Origin of the sequence: Eggerthella guodeyinii, from assembly GCF_009834925.2 — a bacterium.
Lineage (GTDB): Bacteria > Actinomycetota > Coriobacteriia > Coriobacteriales > Eggerthellaceae > Eggerthella > Eggerthella guodeyinii.
In genome coordinates this window covers 1,964,613-1,980,488 of sequence record NZ_CP063310.1, presented here as the reverse complement: position 1 = coordinate 1,980,488, position 15,876 = coordinate 1,964,613, and the positions used below count along the sequence as shown (strand labels likewise).

17 protein-coding genes are annotated in these 15,876 nt (G+C 69.6%); 5 read left to right on the top strand and 12 right to left on the bottom strand.

From position 1 onward, the window contains the following. Position 1: 1 nt before the first annotated feature. The 8 genes from gmk to GS424_RS08140 form a co-directional block, all read right to left on the bottom strand. On the bottom strand, positions 2-574 hold the full coding sequence (gene gmk / locus GS424_RS08175) for a guanylate kinase (protein ID WP_160941612.1): 573 nt from the start codon (positions 572-574) through the stop codon (positions 2-4). 8 nt (positions 575-582) lie between these two features. Further along, the gene (mihF, locus tag GS424_RS08170; protein WP_009307076.1) at positions 583-891 is read right to left on the bottom strand and encodes an integration host factor, actinobacterial type; all 309 of its coding nucleotides are present in this window, start codon (positions 889-891) and stop codon (positions 583-585) included. A gap of 194 nt (positions 892-1,085) precedes the next feature. After that, complete coding sequence (pyrF, locus tag GS424_RS08165) at positions 1,086-1,811, bottom strand: orotidine-5'-phosphate decarboxylase (RefSeq protein ID WP_160941613.1); 726 nt, start codon at positions 1,809-1,811, stop codon at positions 1,086-1,088. Beyond that, positions 1,805-2,758 (bottom strand): dihydroorotate dehydrogenase, encoded by a 954-nt coding sequence (locus GS424_RS08160; RefSeq protein WP_160941614.1) that lies wholly within the window; start codon positions 2,756-2,758, stop codon positions 1,805-1,807. Before GS424_RS08160 ends, pyrF begins: the two co-directional genes overlap by 7 nt. Next, on the bottom strand, positions 2,759-3,565 hold the full coding sequence (locus GS424_RS08155; protein WP_160941615.1) for a dihydroorotate dehydrogenase electron transfer subunit: 807 nt from the start codon (positions 3,563-3,565) through the stop codon (positions 2,759-2,761). It lies immediately after the preceding gene. Positions 3,566-3,746: 181 nt separating this feature from the next. Beyond that, positions 3,747-4,394 carry a phosphatase PAP2 family protein gene (locus GS424_RS08150; RefSeq protein ID WP_160941616.1) on the bottom strand — a complete coding sequence of 216 codons (648 nt, stop codon included), beginning with the start codon at positions 4,392-4,394 and terminating at the stop codon, positions 3,747-3,749. Positions 4,395-4,538: 144 nt separating this feature from the next. Further along, complete coding sequence (locus tag GS424_RS08145; protein ID WP_160941617.1) at positions 4,539-5,156, bottom strand: helix-turn-helix domain-containing protein; 618 nt, start codon at positions 5,154-5,156, stop codon at positions 4,539-4,541. Between the two features lie 67 nt (positions 5,157-5,223). Further along, a complete protein-coding gene (locus GS424_RS08140) occupies positions 5,224-6,084 on the bottom strand; it encodes a class I SAM-dependent methyltransferase (RefSeq protein WP_218958893.1) in 861 nt (286 codons plus the stop codon). 104 nt (positions 6,085-6,188) lie between these two features. Between GS424_RS08140 and GS424_RS08135 the strand changes: the two genes are divergently transcribed. From GS424_RS08135 to GS424_RS08120, 4 genes are all read left to right on the top strand, one after another. Further along, positions 6,189-6,674, top strand: a complete 486-nt coding sequence (locus GS424_RS08135; protein WP_160941618.1) for a hypothetical protein — start codon at positions 6,189-6,191, stop codon at positions 6,672-6,674. A gap of 9 nt (positions 6,675-6,683) precedes the next feature. Further along, positions 6,684-7,325 (top strand): DUF3267 domain-containing protein, encoded by a 642-nt coding sequence (locus GS424_RS08130; protein ID WP_160941619.1) that lies wholly within the window; start codon positions 6,684-6,686, stop codon positions 7,323-7,325. Between the two features lie 244 nt (positions 7,326-7,569). After that, a complete protein-coding gene (locus tag GS424_RS08125) occupies positions 7,570-7,980 on the top strand; it encodes a VOC family protein (RefSeq protein ID WP_160941620.1) in 411 nt (136 codons plus the stop codon). A 24-nt stretch (positions 7,981-8,004) separates the two neighbouring features. Next, the gene (locus GS424_RS08120; RefSeq protein WP_154331869.1) at positions 8,005-8,418 is read left to right on the top strand and encodes a VOC family protein; all 414 of its coding nucleotides are present in this window, start codon (positions 8,005-8,007) and stop codon (positions 8,416-8,418) included. Here the strand turns inward: GS424_RS08120 and GS424_RS08115 are convergent. Continuing rightward, the gene (locus tag GS424_RS08115) at positions 8,402-9,235 is read right to left on the bottom strand and encodes a GNAT family N-acetyltransferase (protein WP_160941621.1); all 834 of its coding nucleotides are present in this window, start codon (positions 9,233-9,235) and stop codon (positions 8,402-8,404) included. The two genes, GS424_RS08120 and GS424_RS08115, sit on opposite strands and share 17 nt — an antisense overlap. A 119-nt stretch (positions 9,236-9,354) precedes the next feature. On the opposite strand from GS424_RS08115, the gene GS424_RS08110 reads away from it, so the two are divergent. Next, positions 9,355-10,107, top strand: coding sequence for a flavodoxin family protein (locus tag GS424_RS08110; protein ID WP_160941622.1), 753 nt, complete (start codon positions 9,355-9,357; stop codon positions 10,105-10,107). On the opposite strand, the gene carB is transcribed toward GS424_RS08110, so the two are convergent. The 3 genes from carB to GS424_RS08095 all read right to left on the bottom strand — a co-directional run bounded on the left by carB (position 10,058) and on the right by GS424_RS08095 (position 15,862). Further along, positions 10,058-13,294, bottom strand: coding sequence for a carbamoyl-phosphate synthase large subunit (gene carB / locus GS424_RS08105; RefSeq protein ID WP_160941623.1), 3,237 nt, complete (start codon positions 13,292-13,294; stop codon positions 10,058-10,060). The genes GS424_RS08110 and carB overlap by 50 nt on opposite strands. Beyond that, positions 13,287-14,639, bottom strand: coding sequence for a glutamine-hydrolyzing carbamoyl-phosphate synthase small subunit (carA, locus tag GS424_RS08100; RefSeq protein WP_160941624.1), 1,353 nt, complete (start codon positions 14,637-14,639; stop codon positions 13,287-13,289). Before carA ends, carB begins: the two co-directional genes overlap by 8 nt. A gap of 596 nt (positions 14,640-15,235) precedes the next feature. Next, a complete protein-coding gene (locus tag GS424_RS08095; RefSeq protein ID WP_160941625.1) occupies positions 15,236-15,862 on the bottom strand; it encodes a molecular chaperone TorD family protein in 627 nt (208 codons plus the stop codon). Between the last annotated feature and the right edge of the window lie 14 nt (positions 15,863-15,876).

Below are 15,876 nucleotides of genomic sequence, written 5' to 3'. Positions count from 1 at the left end.
GTTAACCTCGTATTTTCTCGGCTTGTTCGTTGACGTAGCCCACCAATGCGCGGACGGCTTCGTCCAAATCGTCGTTTACCAGCCGTATATCATACTCCATTTTGCGGGAAAGCTCCACCCGCGCCGTTTCCATGCGGGTCGCGATAGCCTCGTCGCTCTCGGTCCCGCGTCCGCGCAGGCGCGCTTCGAGCACGTCGAGCGAAGGCGGTTCGATGAAGACGAGGTGCGCCGCCGGGAACTTCTCGCGCACCTGGAACCCTCCCTGGACGTCGATTTCCAGGATGACCTGATCGCCGCGCGCGATGTGCTCCTCGACGGTGGCGCGGGGCGTGCCGTAGCAGTTGCCCCCGTACGTCGCCCATTCCAGCAGACCGTCGCATGCGACGAGCTGCTGGAACTCCTCCGAGGACGCGAAGCGGTAATGGACGCCGTCCACCTCGCCCTCGCGCGGCGCGCGCGTGGTCACCGACATGGACACCCATGCATCGGGGACCTCGCGCACAAGTCGGGCCACCAAGGTGCCTTTGCCGGCACCCGATGGCCCTGAAATGACGAACAGATTGCCGTGGCGCATGGACGCGATTAGCCCAAGCGCTCCAGCAGGGCGGTCTGCTGACGCTCGCCCAGACCGCGCAGACGGCGGCTCTCGGCGATCTGAAGCTCTTTCATGATCTTCTCAGCCTTGGCCTTGCCGTAGCCGGGAAGCGTCTCGATGAGGGTGGAGACCTTCATGCGACCCACAACCGGATCGTTCTTCATTTCAAGAACCTTCTCGAGCGTGAGCTTGCCGGACTTCAGGTCGTCGCGAACCTCGGCGCGCTTGATGCGAGCCGCCTTCGCCTTCTCCAAAGCCGCCTGACGCTCTTCAGGGCTGAGTTGAGGAATAGCCATCGTTTTCTCTCCTTCTGTTCCAAAAGCGATGTCGTGATACTATCACGCATTCGCCCACTTCACCTTGTCTTTTACCACAAATCCCAAAAATTTCAGCGCGCGGTCACACATTCTAGAAGCAGTTGGGCCCTTTGTCGATAGTTCGTCGCCTAACCGTCATTTTACCTGACCGGACGGGCAACGCCGACGAAAGCCTACAATTCCGCCACGATGGCCGCGAACGCGGCCGCCGGATCGGCCGCCTGCGTGATGGGGCGTCCGATGACGATGTGCGACGCGCCGTTCTCGAACGCCTGGGCCGGCGTGGCCACGCGGCTCTGGTCGCCCTTGTCGCTGCCTGCGGGGCGCACGCCCGGCGTGACGATGTAGGCGTCGGGACCCAGGATGTCGCGCAGGCGCGCGGCCTCCTGCGGCGAGGCGACCACGCCCGAGATGCCGGCGCGCTTCGCCTGCTCGGCCAGCACGACCACCTGGTCGGCCATGGCGCGGCTCACGCCCGTCTCGGCGAGCGCCGCGTCGTTCATGCTGGTGAGCACCGTGATGCCCAGCGTCGCCGGCACGCCGTGGCCGTACTCGGCCGCCGCGCGCTCCGCGCCCTTCTGGGCCGCCGCCATCATGTCGACGCCGCCCACCGTGTGCATGGTCAGCATGTCGGCCCCGCTGCCGGCGGCGGCGTACGCGGCGCCCTCCACCTGGTGCGGGATGTCGTGGAACTTGAGGTCGAGGAATACCTTGAAGCCGCGCTCCTTGAGCGCGTACACGATGGCCGGGCCGTTCGCGTAGAACAGCGTCATGCCCACCTTCATCCACGTCGCCTTGCCCTGCAGCTGGTCCGCGAGATCGAAGGCCTCCTCGATGCCGCAGTCGAGCGCCACGATCACGCGGTCGCGCGCGGGCACCTCTTCGAACGAACTCACCATTCCAAAGCTCCTATCAGTTGCCGCACGTCGTCAATGCCGTGCCTTTCGCAATACTGCGCTATTCCGTCGATGATTTCAACCGTGGCGTGCGGATTCACGAAATTCGCGGTGCCGACGGCAACCGCCGTGGCCCCGGCCAGCATGAACTCCACCGCGTCGGTTGCGCACGAGATGCCGCCCATGCCCAAGATGGGCACGTCGACGGCCTGATGGACCTCCCACACCATGCGCAGCGCCACGGGCTTGACGGCGGGGCCGGACAGCCCGCCCACGCCGCGCGCGAGCTGCGGGCGGCGGCGCTCCGCGTCGATGGCCATGCCCAGAAGCGTGTTGATGAGCGACAGCGCGTCGGCGCCGGCGCCCACGGCGGCGCGCGCGATCTCGGCGACGTCGGTGACGTTCGGCGTGAGCTTCACGATGAGCGGGCGCTTCGTGGCGGCGCGGCAGCGCGCCACCACGGCCTCCACGCTGTCCGTGCACGTGCCGATGGTCATGCCGCCCGCGTCCACGTTCGGGCACGAGATGTTCACCTCGTAGGCGTCCACCGGCGCGTCCTCGAGCGCCTCGATCACCTGGACGTACTCGTCGAAGCTGTGGCCCGACACGTTCACGACGACCGTCGCGCCGCGCTCGGCCAGCCACGGCAGGTCGCACTCCTTCAGGTGCGCGACGCCGGGGTTCTGCAGCCCGATGGAGTTGAGCATGCCCGAGGGCGTCTCGGCGATGCGGGGGCTGGCGTTGCCCTCCCAGCCCCTCAGCGACACGCCCTTCGTCGTGACGGCGCCCAAGCTGGCCACGTCCACGAAGTCGCCGTACTCGCGTCCGGCGGCGAACGTGCCCGACGCCACGGTCACGGGGTTCTTCATCTTGAGGCCGCCCAGGTTCACGGCGAGCGCCACGTTCGTCGGCGCCGTCGTGAGCGGCAGCGCGTTCTCGATCCCGGCCATCTACCACACCACCTTCCGCGCATCGAACACGGGGCCGTCGACGCACGCCCGCTGCTTGCCGTCCACCGTGTCCACCACGCACGACAGGCAGGCTCCGACGCCGCATGCCATGCGCTTCTCGAGGGAGACCTCGCAGGGCACGCCCGCCTCGGCAGCCATGCCGGCCACGATCTTCATGAGGGGTTCGGGACCGCACACGGCCAGGTAGCCGTAGGGCTCGCCCGCCTCGGCGGCCTCGGCCAGCGCCTCGGCGACGAGCGAGGTGCAGAAGCCCTCGCGGCCGAAGCTGCCGTCGTCGGTGGCGCAGCGCGGCGGCGCGTCGAGCAGCGCCTCGTAGCGCGCGCGGCACGTGAGCGCGGTCTCGGTCTGCGCGCCCAGCACGACGTCCGTGCGCACGCCTGCGCTCACGAGCGATTCGGCCAGCATGAACAGCGGGGCCGCGCCCACGCCGCCGCCCACGAGCAAGGCGCGCCGCGCGTCGGGCGCCGGCTGCCACGTGCGGCCCACCGGGCCGACGAGCTCGACGTCGCCGGCCAGCGGGCCGTCGGCCGCGAGGCCCGTCATGTGCGCGCTGCCGAAGCCCACCGCCTGGTAGAGGATCTCGAGCGTGCCGGCGTGCGCGTCGCGCGCGTACACCGAGAACGGGCGGCGCAGGATGTGCGCCTCCATGCCCGGCACCAGCATGTGCACGAACTGCCCCGGCTCGACGGAAGCCGCGATGCCGGGCGCGTCGAGCGTCATGAGGTAGAGGTTCGGGCCCACGCACGCGTTCCCCCGCATGCGCGCCCGTTCGTTGACGAGTGCCACGTTCCTGCCTTTCACTCCTCGCCGCCGCCCTCGCGAGCGGCGCCGCGCGTTTTCGTCTCTCGGCCGTCGATTGTATCATCTGCGCGCGCGACGCACGGCTGACAAGCCAAAATGCAAGGAATGTGCACGCCGGGGGCGCGGATGCGCCCGCCGGCGCGACGGACGGCGCGAACGGCAGCCCCTACCGCCTGCGGCGCACGGGGGCGCAGGCGTGGCGAGGGCGCGCGGCTCGGCGCTCCTCGTGCCAGCGGAACGCGAGCGATACGAGCAGCCACGCCGCGACGGCCGCGAGCGCGCCCACGAGGAAGCCGGCCAGCACGTCGGAGGGATAGTGCGCCACGAGGTAGCAGCGGGCCGCGCCCATGACCAGCATGACGAGCGAGCCGCCCAGCACCGTCTTCCAGGTTCGGCGCACCAGCATGAGCGCCACCATCGCCGCCGAGGCCGCGGTCATGTGCCCGGAGGGGAACGAGAACCCGTCCTCGGGCGCGGCGCCGGCGAAGCGCCACCAGTCGAGGAGGAGCGCGGACGACTCGAACGGCCGCGGCCGCGCGACGAGGTCCTTGAGCACGATGTTCGTGGCGAGCGCGCCCAGGCAGATGGCGACGAACATGACCGCGCCTGCACGTCGCGTGCGCCTTAACGCCATGAGCGCGAGGGCCAGCGCGAAGAAGCACGCGCCCTTCTCGCCCACAAAGCTCACCGCCTCGAACAGCGGCGTGAGCGCGAAGCCCCCGCATTCTGCGAGCGCGTGCAGCGCCCCCAAGATCGTCGTATCGAACGCGGCGAACGCATCGTTCAGCCACGCGGCCATCAGGGTCGTTTCCATCGAGCCGTCCTTTCGTCTCACGGATGTCGCGGGGGTCCTTGCGGGCCCCGCCGAGCCTCCATGAAACGATGCGCGCCGCCCGGCGGCAAGCCACGATGCGTCGCACGGGCGACACGGTGCGTGGCCTCCGCCGCCGACCAGGGGTTACGAGCGCAGGATACGGTAGCCGACGACGGCCTTCGCCAGGAACAGCGCGAACGCGAGCGTGGTTGCGTAGGGCTGCATGGTGGAAACGAACAGATCGACGGCGACCGCCTGCACCGCGAACCCGACGAGGGCGACGACGCGCGCCGCGCGGCGCGGCCCCGCGACGGCCAGCGCGACCTCCACCGCGCCCACGAGCACGAGCGAGACGATGGCCGACGCCATGACGGCGAACGACACGCCGAAATCCACGGACGCGCCGTAGTCGGCCAAGCTCGCCATGCGCACGAACGAGCCGTCGTCCACGCCGTACAGCGGCAGGAACGCAAACACGACGGCCAGCATGTCGAGCAGGCCGAACGACAGCATGCCGCCGCTGCGCGCCGACGAGCGGCGCTCGTCGCGGGCGAGCACGATGAGGTCGTCGGTGGACAGGAGGTCGTCCACCGACACGTCGAACAGGCGCGCGACGGCCTGCAGCGAGTCGAGGTTGGGCGAGCCGCCGCCCGTCTCCCACTTCGACACGGCCGTGCGCGACACGTACAGCTTGGCGGCAAGCTGCTCCTGGGTCAGGCCGCGCTCGGTGCGCAGCGCTTTCAGCTTCTCTCCGAAATCCACGGGACGCGCCCCCTTTCAGGCTCCCAAGATGGCGGAGCCGCGGCGCTCCGGCAAGACACGATTCGTGTCATCGCCCGTCCTCGCTGGTCGCAGGCTTGCGCGCGACCGCGCAGATCGTCGGGCTCGCATCGTCGAAGGGCGCGCCCGCCGCGTCGCCGACCAGCTCCGCCACCTCGAAACCGGCCGCCTCGAGCTCAGCCGAGAGCGTCGCGGGCGCGAAGTACGTGTTCCACAGATGATAGGCCGTCGCGCCTTCGGGCGCGATCACCGCGATCTGCTCGAGCGACACGGCGTCGGAGAAGCGGACGCATCGCTGCACCTCGAGGTGCGGGCCCGGGTTCCAGAACCCGCCTGCGGGATGCTCCTCCCACGTCGTGCGCTCCTCGAAGACCTCGAGCTTGCGCTGCGAGAACACGTCGAGCACGAGCGCGCCGCCCGGCCGCAAACGCTCGCGGACACGGCACAGCGCGACGCGGCGCTCGTCGGCCGACAGCGCGCCGTAGTCGCAGTAGATCATGACGGCGATGTCGAAGGTCCCGTCCAGATCGAGCTCAAGGTAATTCCGGCATCGGTAGTCGATGGCGAGACCCTGCTCGTCCGCGGAGCCTCGCGCATGGCCGAGCGAGCGCGGCGAGAGGTCGACGCCCGTCACCGCGTAGCCCGCGCGCGCGAAGCGCTCGGCGTACAGCCCGGGCCCGCAGCCCAGGTCGAGCAGGCGCGGATGCGTCGCCGGAGGCGCCGTGGCGCGTATCCAGTCGACGGAGCGGTCCATGAACGCGAAGCTGCGGCTGGCACCCTCGAACGCGGAATCGAGATGCGCCGCCAGCATGCCGCGCGAGATATGCTCGTCGTCCCAGAACGCCGCGCCGGTACGTTCGTACAGCTCGGGCGTTCTCATCAGGTCGTGCAGGTCGTCGTACAGCGTCACGGGCGCTCCTTCTTCGGCGGTTGCTTCGACGTTCGTCGTGCCATTCTATCATCTGGTATCATGCTGCCCCTGAGAGCATGACGCACCGCGACCGAAGGAGTTCCGTGGAGAAGCTGCCGCCCATCGAGAAAGTGTACGAGGCCCTGAGCGCCGTCGCCGACGGCCGCGTGACGCTGCACCCCGACGAGCGGCAGGCGACCGTCGTCTCGTCGAACGGCGCGAAGGCCTACACGGTCGCCTGGAGCGAGGACGGCTCGACCTACTCCTCGAACGACAACGCCACGTACTGGCAGGGCTATGCGGGCTACCCCGTCATCGCCGTGCTCATGGAGCAAGGCCGCCTGCCGCTCGACCGCGCCGTGGCCGACGGGTTCGCTCACGTGAACTGGACCGAGCTCAACGAGCGCTGCCGGCGCGACTACGCGCGCGCCGTGCGCGCCGTCGTCGACGAGCGCGGTCTCGACGCCGCCCGGGCAGAGGCCGCAGCCCGCTCGGTCCACGACGCACTCGCGGGGCTCGGCCTCTCCGTCAAGCGCGGATCGGCCAAGCCGCCGAAGTCCCCCAAGTCCTCGAAACCCCCGAAGGCGTAAGGAGGCGGCATGGCCGACCAGGAGCGCAAGCTGACGAAAGCCGAGCTGGCCCGCAAGGAAGCGTTCGAGCGGGCGAAGGCCGATTTCGAGGCGCAGGGGTTCCGCACGCAGCCGCTGACCCTCGGCGTGGCGTCGGCCAACGTCCAGGCCCTCGTGCTGGGGCTCCCCCTCGCCGTCGTGCTGGGCGCGGGGTTCTTCCTGCTGCATCCGACCCTCAGCTTCTCGTTCGACCTCGTCGGCACGCTGCTCGTGCTGGCCGCGTTCTTCGCGCTCGTCGTGCTCCACGAGCTCGTCCACGGCATCGCGTGGAGCGCATGCGCGAAGGGCGGCTGGAAATCGGTCTCGTTCGGCGTGATATGGCAGTACCTGACGCCGTACTGCACGTGCGACGAACCCCTGTCGAGGCGCGCCTACGTCGTGGGCGCGCTCGCTCCCACCGTGGTGCTGGGCCTGCTCCCCGTGATCGCGGCGTACGCGAGCGGATCGGCGGGATTGCTGGCCGTCGGGCTGCTCATGACCCTGAGCGGAGGCGGCGACCTCGCCATCGTGCTCAAGATGCTGCGCTTCAAGCCCGACGGCGAGGTGCGCTTCCTCGACCACCCCTATGAATGCGGCCTCGTGGCGTTCGTGCGCGACGAGGCGACCGGCTGAGCAACGGCTCGGCGATGAAGGCCCTGAGCTCGTCCGCCGTCGCCTCCGTGGACACGTAGTTCGGATCGCCGTCGAGCTGGCCAGGCCGGCGTTTCCGGTTTATGGCGGCCCGGCGCTCGTTCGCTGACGGGCAGCCAACAACGCCTCGATCGTCGGGGCGCGGCGATCGAGGCGCACGATCATGGAGGCAGACCGGTTCGCGCGCGGCCGCAACCGCGCGCCCGAACGAGAAAGGCGGTGCGCCATGCACCTTCCCACCCAGCGTCTCAGCACGTTCCTCACGTTCAACGGCAACGCCCGGGAGGCGATGGAGTTCTACGCGGCCGTCGTTCCCGGAGCGCGCATCGAATCGCTTGCGCTGTTCGGCGAAGGCGCGCCGAACGGGGACGAGGGCACCGTCTTGAACGGCTCCCTTTCGATCGGCGATGCGAACCTGCTGTTCATGGACATGCAGGCCGCGAGCCCCGCGCCTGCGTTCAGCTGGGCGACGTCGCTGTTCCTCGCATGCGCCGACGAAGACGAGTTCGACCGCGCGTTCGCCGGGCTGTCGCAGGACGGAGCCGTGATGATGGGTCCCGAGCCGGTGATGGATCTGCGCAAGGTCGCCTGGGTGACCGATCGGTTCGGCGTGACCTGGCAGATGGTATGGGATTAGAAGGTACGGGAAAGGAGCTTCATCATGGGATTCTCACTGTTCATCAACTTCGACGGGAACTGCAGGCAAGCCGTCGACTTCTACGCGCACGTGTTCGATTCGGAAGTGCAAGGGCTCATGACGTTCAGCGAGATGCCGCCCGACCCAACCTATGTCGTCTCCGAGGAGGATCGCGACAAGATCATGTACTGCAGCATGATGATCGGCGGCACGAACGTCATGTTCAGCGACGTGCCGAGCGGCATGCCGTTCACGCAGGGAAACAACATCAGCCCCGTGGTGAGTCTGAAGAAGGACGCCGACGTGAGCCGCGCCTTCGACCGGCTCAAGGCGGGCGGAACGGTGGACATGGAACTGCAGACGACGTTCTGGAGCCCGCTGTACGGCATGGTGACCGACCGCTTCGGCGTGTCCTGGCAGCTCATGATCGACGAGTGAGGCCGCGCACGTACCTGACCTCGCGCAAGGGGCTTCCGCCTACCTCGACCTCCATGACGTCGCCGTTCGGCGCGAACCCGCGGCGCTCGTAGAAGGCGCGGGCGCCGCGGTTGTCCTCGAGCACCCAGAGGTAGGCGCGCTCGAACCCCTCGGCCGCCAGCGCGTCGAGCGCGGCATCCAGCAAGCGCGATCCGATGCCGCGCCCTCCGCGTTCGGGCAGCACGTACAGCGACACGACCTCGCCCCAGCCGGCGAGCGCCTCGTCGCGCGCCGGCCCGTACGTGCACACGCCCGCCACGCCGCCGTCCGCGTACGCCGCCCACGTCCGACCCGCGCGCTCCTCGAGCGACGCCGCCCACGCGCCCGGCTCCAGCGCGTCGAGGAACGCCTGCTCGACGATGCCCGCGTACGCCGCCCGCCACGTGCGCACGTACACCTGCGCCACCGCCGTCCGGTCGTCGTCGGGCGCGAGCCTCCGCACCTCGACGCCGCCCCTCGCGCGGCTCCCGGCCCACGAGACGAGCGCCTCCAGCGAGGGCTCGAGGGCGCGGCCGGCCGGCGAGAGGGCGTACTCCACCCGCGGCGGCACCTCGGGATATTCGGTGCGCTCGACGAGGCCGTCGGCTTCCAGCTCGCGCAGCGCCCGCGTGAGCGCCGTGTTCGTCACGCCGCGCACGAGGCGCTTCAGCTCGTTGTAGCGCACGGGGCCCGCCGCGAGCCGCCACAGGATGGGGAGCTTCCAGCGTCCGGCGATCGCGTCGAGCGCCGCCACGACCTCGCACGACCCGTCGTACAGGCTTCCCGCTTCCGATTCCATGGCCTCCCCTTTCGACGCGCGCTCCCAGGGCACGGAATTGTGCGTACTTGCCGCGACGCCCGCGCCCGGCGACAATCATAGCATCCGCGCAGGGGTCGGCACAGGGAGGGATGACGGGGATGAAAGCGCTCGCGATCAACGGGAGCCCGCGACGAGGCGCGAACACGGCGACCATGCTTCGCCACGCGCTCGCGGGCGCGGCGTCGCGCGGGGCGGAGACGAAGCTCGTGCACCTGCGGGACCTCTCCTTCTCGGGATGCGCGAGCTGCTTCGCCTGCAAGCGGAAGGGCGCGCGCACCGAGGGGCGCTGCGCCCTGCGCGACGGCGCGACGCCGCTGCTCGACGAGGCGCTGGGAAGCGACGTGGTGGTGCTGGGGTCGCCGATGTACCTGGGCGGCGTGACCGGGACGATGAAGTCGCTGCTCGAGCGGCTCGTGTTCCCGAGCCTCTCCTACGACGTCGCCGACCGCCGCTGCTTCGAGGGGCGCATCGCCACGGGCTTCGCCTACACGATGGGGATGCCGCACGACCTGGTGGAACGGGCCGGCTACCCCGCCCTGTTCGAGGCGAACCGCTCGTACCTGGAGCTGCTGGGCGGCCCGTCCGCGTACGTCGTCGCGGCGGACGCGTACCAGTTCGACGACTACGCGCGCTACGCGGCCTCGAACTTCGACGAGCGCGAGAAGGCGCGCGTGCGCGCCGAGCGCTTCCCCCGGGAATGCGAGGAAGCGTACGCCATGGCCGTGGCGCTGTGCGAGAGCTCGGAGGTTCGGCCGCTCGGGCCGGTTCGCGCGTCGAACCGGCCCGGGATGCAACGCCCCTCTACCCTACGGGCTCCCATTGAGGGAGGTCCTGGAGGGCCACAGCCGTGAGGCCGTTCGCGCGGGCCACCTCCATGCCGGCCACCATGGCCTGGGCGCCGGCGAGGTTCGTGACGTGGGTCACCCCGTGCTTCACGGCCTCGAGGCGCAGCTCGTAGCCGTCGGCGCGCGTGGCATGGCCGAAGGGCGTGTTGATCATGAGCGAGACGTCGCCCGCGGCGATCATGTCGCGCACGTTGTCCTCGCCCTCGTGGATCTTCTTGACCTGCTCGCACGCCACGCCGGCCGCCCGCAGCGCGCGGGCCGTGCCGCCCGTGGCCACGATGCGGAAGCCCAGGCGCGCGATGTCGCGGGCGATGGACACGATGGCGCGCTTGTCGCGGTCGCACACGCTGATGAACACCGTGCCGCCCTCGGGCAGCGCGTAGCTGATGGCCAGCTGGGTCTTCGCGAACGCCGCCGGGAAGGTGCGGGCGATGCCCATGACCTCGCCGGTGGACTTCATCTCGGGGCCGAGCACCGTGTCGGCGCCGGGGAAGCGGCCGAAGGGCATGACGGCCTCCTTCACGCTGAAGTGCTCGAGCCGGCGGTCGGCCTCGGGCAGCCCCAAGTCGGCCAGCTTCTCCCCCGCCATGATGCGGGCGGCCGCCTTCGCCAGCGGCACGCCCGTGGCCTTCGAGGTGAAGGGCACCGTGCGGCTGGCGCGCGGGTTCGCCTCGATGATGTAGATGACCTGGTCTTTGATGGCGAACTGGATGTTGATGAGCCCCACCACGCCCAGGCGCAGCGCCAAGCGGCGCGCGATGGCGCGCAGCTGCGCCTGCACGGCCTCGGACAGCGCGAACGGCGGGGTGCAGCAGGCCGAGTCGCCCGAGTGGATGCCCGCCATCTCGATGTGCTCGAGCACGCCGCCCACGTACACCCGGTCGCCGTCGCAGAGCGCGTCGAGGTCCACTTCGACCGCCCCTTCGAGGAAGCGGTCGAGGTACACCGGATGGTCGGGCGATATCTTCGCGGCCTCGGCCATGTACTTCTCCAGCTGGGCGCCGTCGTAGACGATGCCCATGCCGCGCCCGCCCAGCACGTAGCTGGGGCGCACGAGCAGCGGGAAGCCGATCTGGTCGGCCACGACGCAGGCCTCCTGATAGGTGGAGGCCATGCCGGCGGCCGGGTAGACGATGCCCAGCTCGTCCAAGACGGCCGAGAAGCGGTCGCGGTCCTCGGCCAGGTCGATGGCCTCCGGCGAGGTGCCCATGATGGGCACGCCGGCCGCCGCCAGCGCGTTCGCCAGCTTGAGCGGCGTCTGCCCGCCGAGCGTGACCACCACGCCGTCGGGCTGCTCGACGTCCACGATGTCCATGACGTCCTCGAACGTGAGCGGCTCGAAGTACAGCTTGTCGGACGTGTCGTAGTCGGTGGACACGGTCTCGGGGTTGCAGTTCACCATGACGGTCTCGAAGCCGGCCTCGGCAAGCGCGTAGCTCGCGTGCACGCAGCAGTAGTCGAACTCGATGCCCTGGCCGATGCGGTTCGGCCCGGCGCCCAGGATCATGGCGCGCCGGCGCGTCTTCGGCGCGACCTCCGTCTCGTCGGCGTCGTAGGTCTTGTAGTGGTAGGCCGTCGCGCTGGGGAACTCGGCCGCGCAGGTGTCCACGGTCTTGAACGCCGGCACCACGTGGAGCATCTTGCGGCACGTGCGCACGGTGAGCTCGTCGGAGCCCGTGAGGTGCGCGATTTGCGCGTCGGCCATCCCCATGCGCTTGAGCAGGCGGAACGCGTCGGCATCAAGCTCGTCGAGCGGCGTGCCGCGCAGGTTCTCCTGCACGCGCACGATGTCGGCCATGCGCGCGACGAAGAAGGGGTCCACGCGGCTCACCGCGCTCGCGCGCTCCACCGTCCAGCCGCGGCGCAGCGCCTCGGCGAGGTAGAAGATGCGCTCGGCCGTGGGGCGCGCCACGAGGTCCTCGAGCGCCTCGTCGCCCGCGGCGGCCTCGTCGCCCTTGCCGTCGCCGCCGAGGCCCGCGCGCCCGTTCTCGAGCGAGCGCATGGCCTTGCCGAGCGCCTCCTCGAACGTGCGGCCGATGGCCATGATCTCGCCGACGGCCTTCATGCGCGTGGACAGCGTGTCGTCGGTGCCCTGGAACTTCTCGAACGCGAAGCGCGGCACCTTCACCACGCAGTAGTCGATGGACGGCTCGAAGCAGGCCGGCGTGGCCTTCGTGATGTCGTTCACGATCTCGTCGAGCGTGTAGCCTACGGCCAGCTTCGCCGCCGCCTTCGCGATGGGGAAGCCGGTGGCCTTCGACGCGAGCGCCGAGGAGCGCGACACGCGCGGGTTCATCTCGATGACGATCATGCGGCCGTTGTCGGGGTTGATGGAGAACTGCACGTTGGAGCCGCCCGTCTCCACGCCGATCTTCTCGAGGATGGCCAGCGACGCCGCGCGCATGCGCTGGTACTCCACGTCGGTGAGCGTCTGCGCAGGCGCCACCGTGATGGAGTCGCCCGTGTGCACGCCCATGGCGTCGAAGTTCTCGATGGAGCACACGATGATGCCGTTGCCGGCATGGTCGCGCATGACCTCCATCTCGTACTCCTTCCAGCCCTCGATGCTCTCCTCCACGAGCACCTCGGCCGCCGGCGACAGCTCCAGGCCCTGGCCCACGATCTCGCGCAGCTCGGCCGCGTCGTGCGCGATGCCGCCGCCCGCGCCGCCCAGCGTGAACGAGGGGCGCAGCACCACGGGGTAGCCGAGCTCGGCCACGATGGCCTCGGCGTCGGCCAGCGAGTAGGCGTAGCCCGAGCGCGCCGTCTCGATGCCCAGCTCGGCCATGCAGTCGTTGAACAGCTTGCGGTCCTCGCCGCGCTCGATGGCCTCGAGGTCGCAGCCGATCATCTCCACGCCGTACTTGTCCAGGATGCCGGCGCGCGCGAGCTCGACGGCCGTGTTGAGGCCGGTCTGGCCGCCCAGCGTGGGCAGCAGCGCGTCGGGGCGCTCCTTCGCGATGACCTGCTCGACGAACTCGACGGTGATGGGCTCGACGTAGGTGCGGTCGGCCAGCCCCGGGTCGGTCATGATGGTGGCGGGGTTGCTGTTCACGAGCACCACGCGGTAGCCGTCGGCCTTCAGCACCTTGCACGCCTGCGCGCCCGAGTAGTCGAACTCGCACGCCTGCCCGATGACGATGGGGCCGCTGCCGATGACGAGGATGGTGTCGATGTCGGTGCGCTTAGGCATGGGAGGCCTCCTTCCGCCCCGCGAACGACCAGCCGGCCAGGCGATCCTCGGCGATGTCGATATCGAGGTAGTCGGCGCGTCCCTCCATGAGCCGCGCGAACGCCGTGAACAGGTAGTGGGCGTCGGTGGGCCCGGGCGAGGCCTCGGGATGGTACTGCACGGAGAACGCGGGGATGTCGAGGAACGCGACGCCCTCGGCCGTGCCGTCGTTGAGGTTCCCGTGCGTGAGCTGGATGCGTCCGAAGCGCTCGTTCTCGACGACGGGGGCGACGCCGCGCTCCACCCAGCAGCGCAGGTCGTCCTCGTGCGCGGCGACGCCGCCCGACAGCTCCGGCACGAGCGCGCCCAGGCTGGGGAACACGAGCCCGAAGCCGTGGTTCTGCGCGGTGATCTCCACACGGCGCGTGCGCAGGTTCATGACGGGGTGGTTGCCGCCGCGGTGGCCGAACTTGAGCTTCTCGATGCCCGCGCCCGCCGCCTTGGCGATCATCTGGTGCCCCAGGCAGATGCCGAACACGGGCACCTTGCCCAGCAACTGCTCCACCTGGGTGAACGTGCCCTCGACGGCTTCGGGGTCGCCCGGGCCGTTCGACAGGAACACGCCGTCGGGGGCCAGCGCCAGCACGTCGGCGGCCGGGGTGTCCCACGGCACGCAGGTCACGTCGCACCCGGCGCGCACGAGGTTCTCGAGGATGGAGCGCTTGGCGCCGCAGTCGTAGGCCGCCACCTTGAACCGGGGCGCGGGAGGCGCGGCGAGCGCGAACGCCTGCGAGGCCGGCAGCCGGTCGGCCGCGAAGCGGTACGGGCTCGCGCACGACACCGTGGCCGCGAGGTTCTGCCCGACGAGCGAAGCGCTCTCGCGCACCTTGCGCAGGAGGCTGGCCTCGTCGACGTCGACGGTGGACAGCACGGCGCGCTGCGCGCCGCGGTCGCGCACGTGGCGCACGAGCGCGCGGGTGTCCACGCCCTCGACGGCCACCACGCCGTGCGCGCGCAGGTAGTCGGGCAGGCTCTGCGCGCTGCGCCAGTTCGACGGCGTCGTGCACAGGTCGCGCACGACGAGGCCGCGCAGGGCGGGCTCGTCGGACTGCGCGTCGTCCTCGTTCACGCCGTAGTTGCCGATCTGGGGGTACGTCATCGCGATGATCTGGCCCGCGTACGACGGGTCGGTGATCACCTCGAGGTAGCCCTCGAGCGACGTGTTGAAGCAGATCTCGCCGAACACCTCCCCCGCTGCCGCGCACGACGTGCCGCGGAACACGGCGCCGTCCTCGAGCACGAGGGCCGCCGGCGCGCCCACGGGCTTCGACGTCCCCTTCATCAGCCGCTTCGATATCTCGCTCAAGCTTCCATCCTTCCGTGTGTGCAGCGCACGCGTACAAAAAAGCACCCCGTCCCTCGACGGAGTGCTGGAAATGCGGAAAGGTGCGCTACCTGCCTTGTCGGTCTCTCCGTACCGCCTTAAAGGTTGTTCGGTAGTATACGCCTATTGCGAGTTTTCTGAACAAGAAATGCAGTATTTTCGACATTTGGAATACAAATATGCAGTTTTCTCGCTTATGCAGGTTCTTCCGTCGCGAGACTGCCGGGAAAAGTGCCCTGCGGTCGCGGCGGCGGATCGCGAGCGTCCTCCCATATCGCCGCACACAAGCGTTTCTGCTGAAAATTTCAACTTATGAACGATTTCTGCACACCTTTTTATGCGAACAGGGAGGGCGTCATGCAAAATGCCTGGTAAATCAACCGTACTCTTTAGCATCCTCATATAAGATCGTTCATAAGTTGAAATTTTCAGCAGAAACGCGCTTCAACCGCGATTTCGCCCCGAGAGGGGCCCGCTTTTCCAAGGATCGCGGCGCCAGTCGAGACGAGCACAGGGCGAGATGCGCGAACAACCTCGCATAGCGAGGGCCGGGACGATCCCGGCCCTCGCCCTATCCCTCACTGCGCCCAGACGTCCGCCGCTTCGGCGGCGAGGGCGCACACGCCGGCGTAGAAATCGTCGTCGACGCGGCGCAGGACCTCGGCGGCCGCCCCGAACCAGCCGGCGTGCTCGCGCGCGAACCGGCGCAGCAGCTCGACGCTGCGTGCAGCCGCAGCGTCGTCGCCGCCCTCGCAGGCGCATCGCGCGAGCGAGGCCATGAACGCCAGCTCGCACGCCATCGAGTCGGGCCGCAGCTGCGCCACGGCGGGCGCGAAGCCCTCGAGCGCCCGGTAGTCGAACCCAACCGCCCGGTAGCAGCGCAGCGCATGGTCGGCCGCCGGGCCGCCCGCGACGCCGAACGAGCGGCGCCCGTCCTGCACCTGCGCCCCGCGCACGCAGCTTTCCACGAGGGGCGCGAACAGCGGGCCGGCCGACACGAAGAACCGGTCGTAGTAGCGCTGCCGGAGGGCAGCACCGGGCTCCACGCGGTCGAACCGCGTCATGCCCAGCGCCCGCGCCACGCGGCGCACGTCGCGCACCACGTCGGAGGACGGCTCGTTCACCAGGGCCCGGGCGCACGCCTCGGCCACGGCGGCGAACCCGCGCAGCTCATCCTCCAAGCAAGGGGACCCCGTATCGCCCATGGCAATCCCTCCGC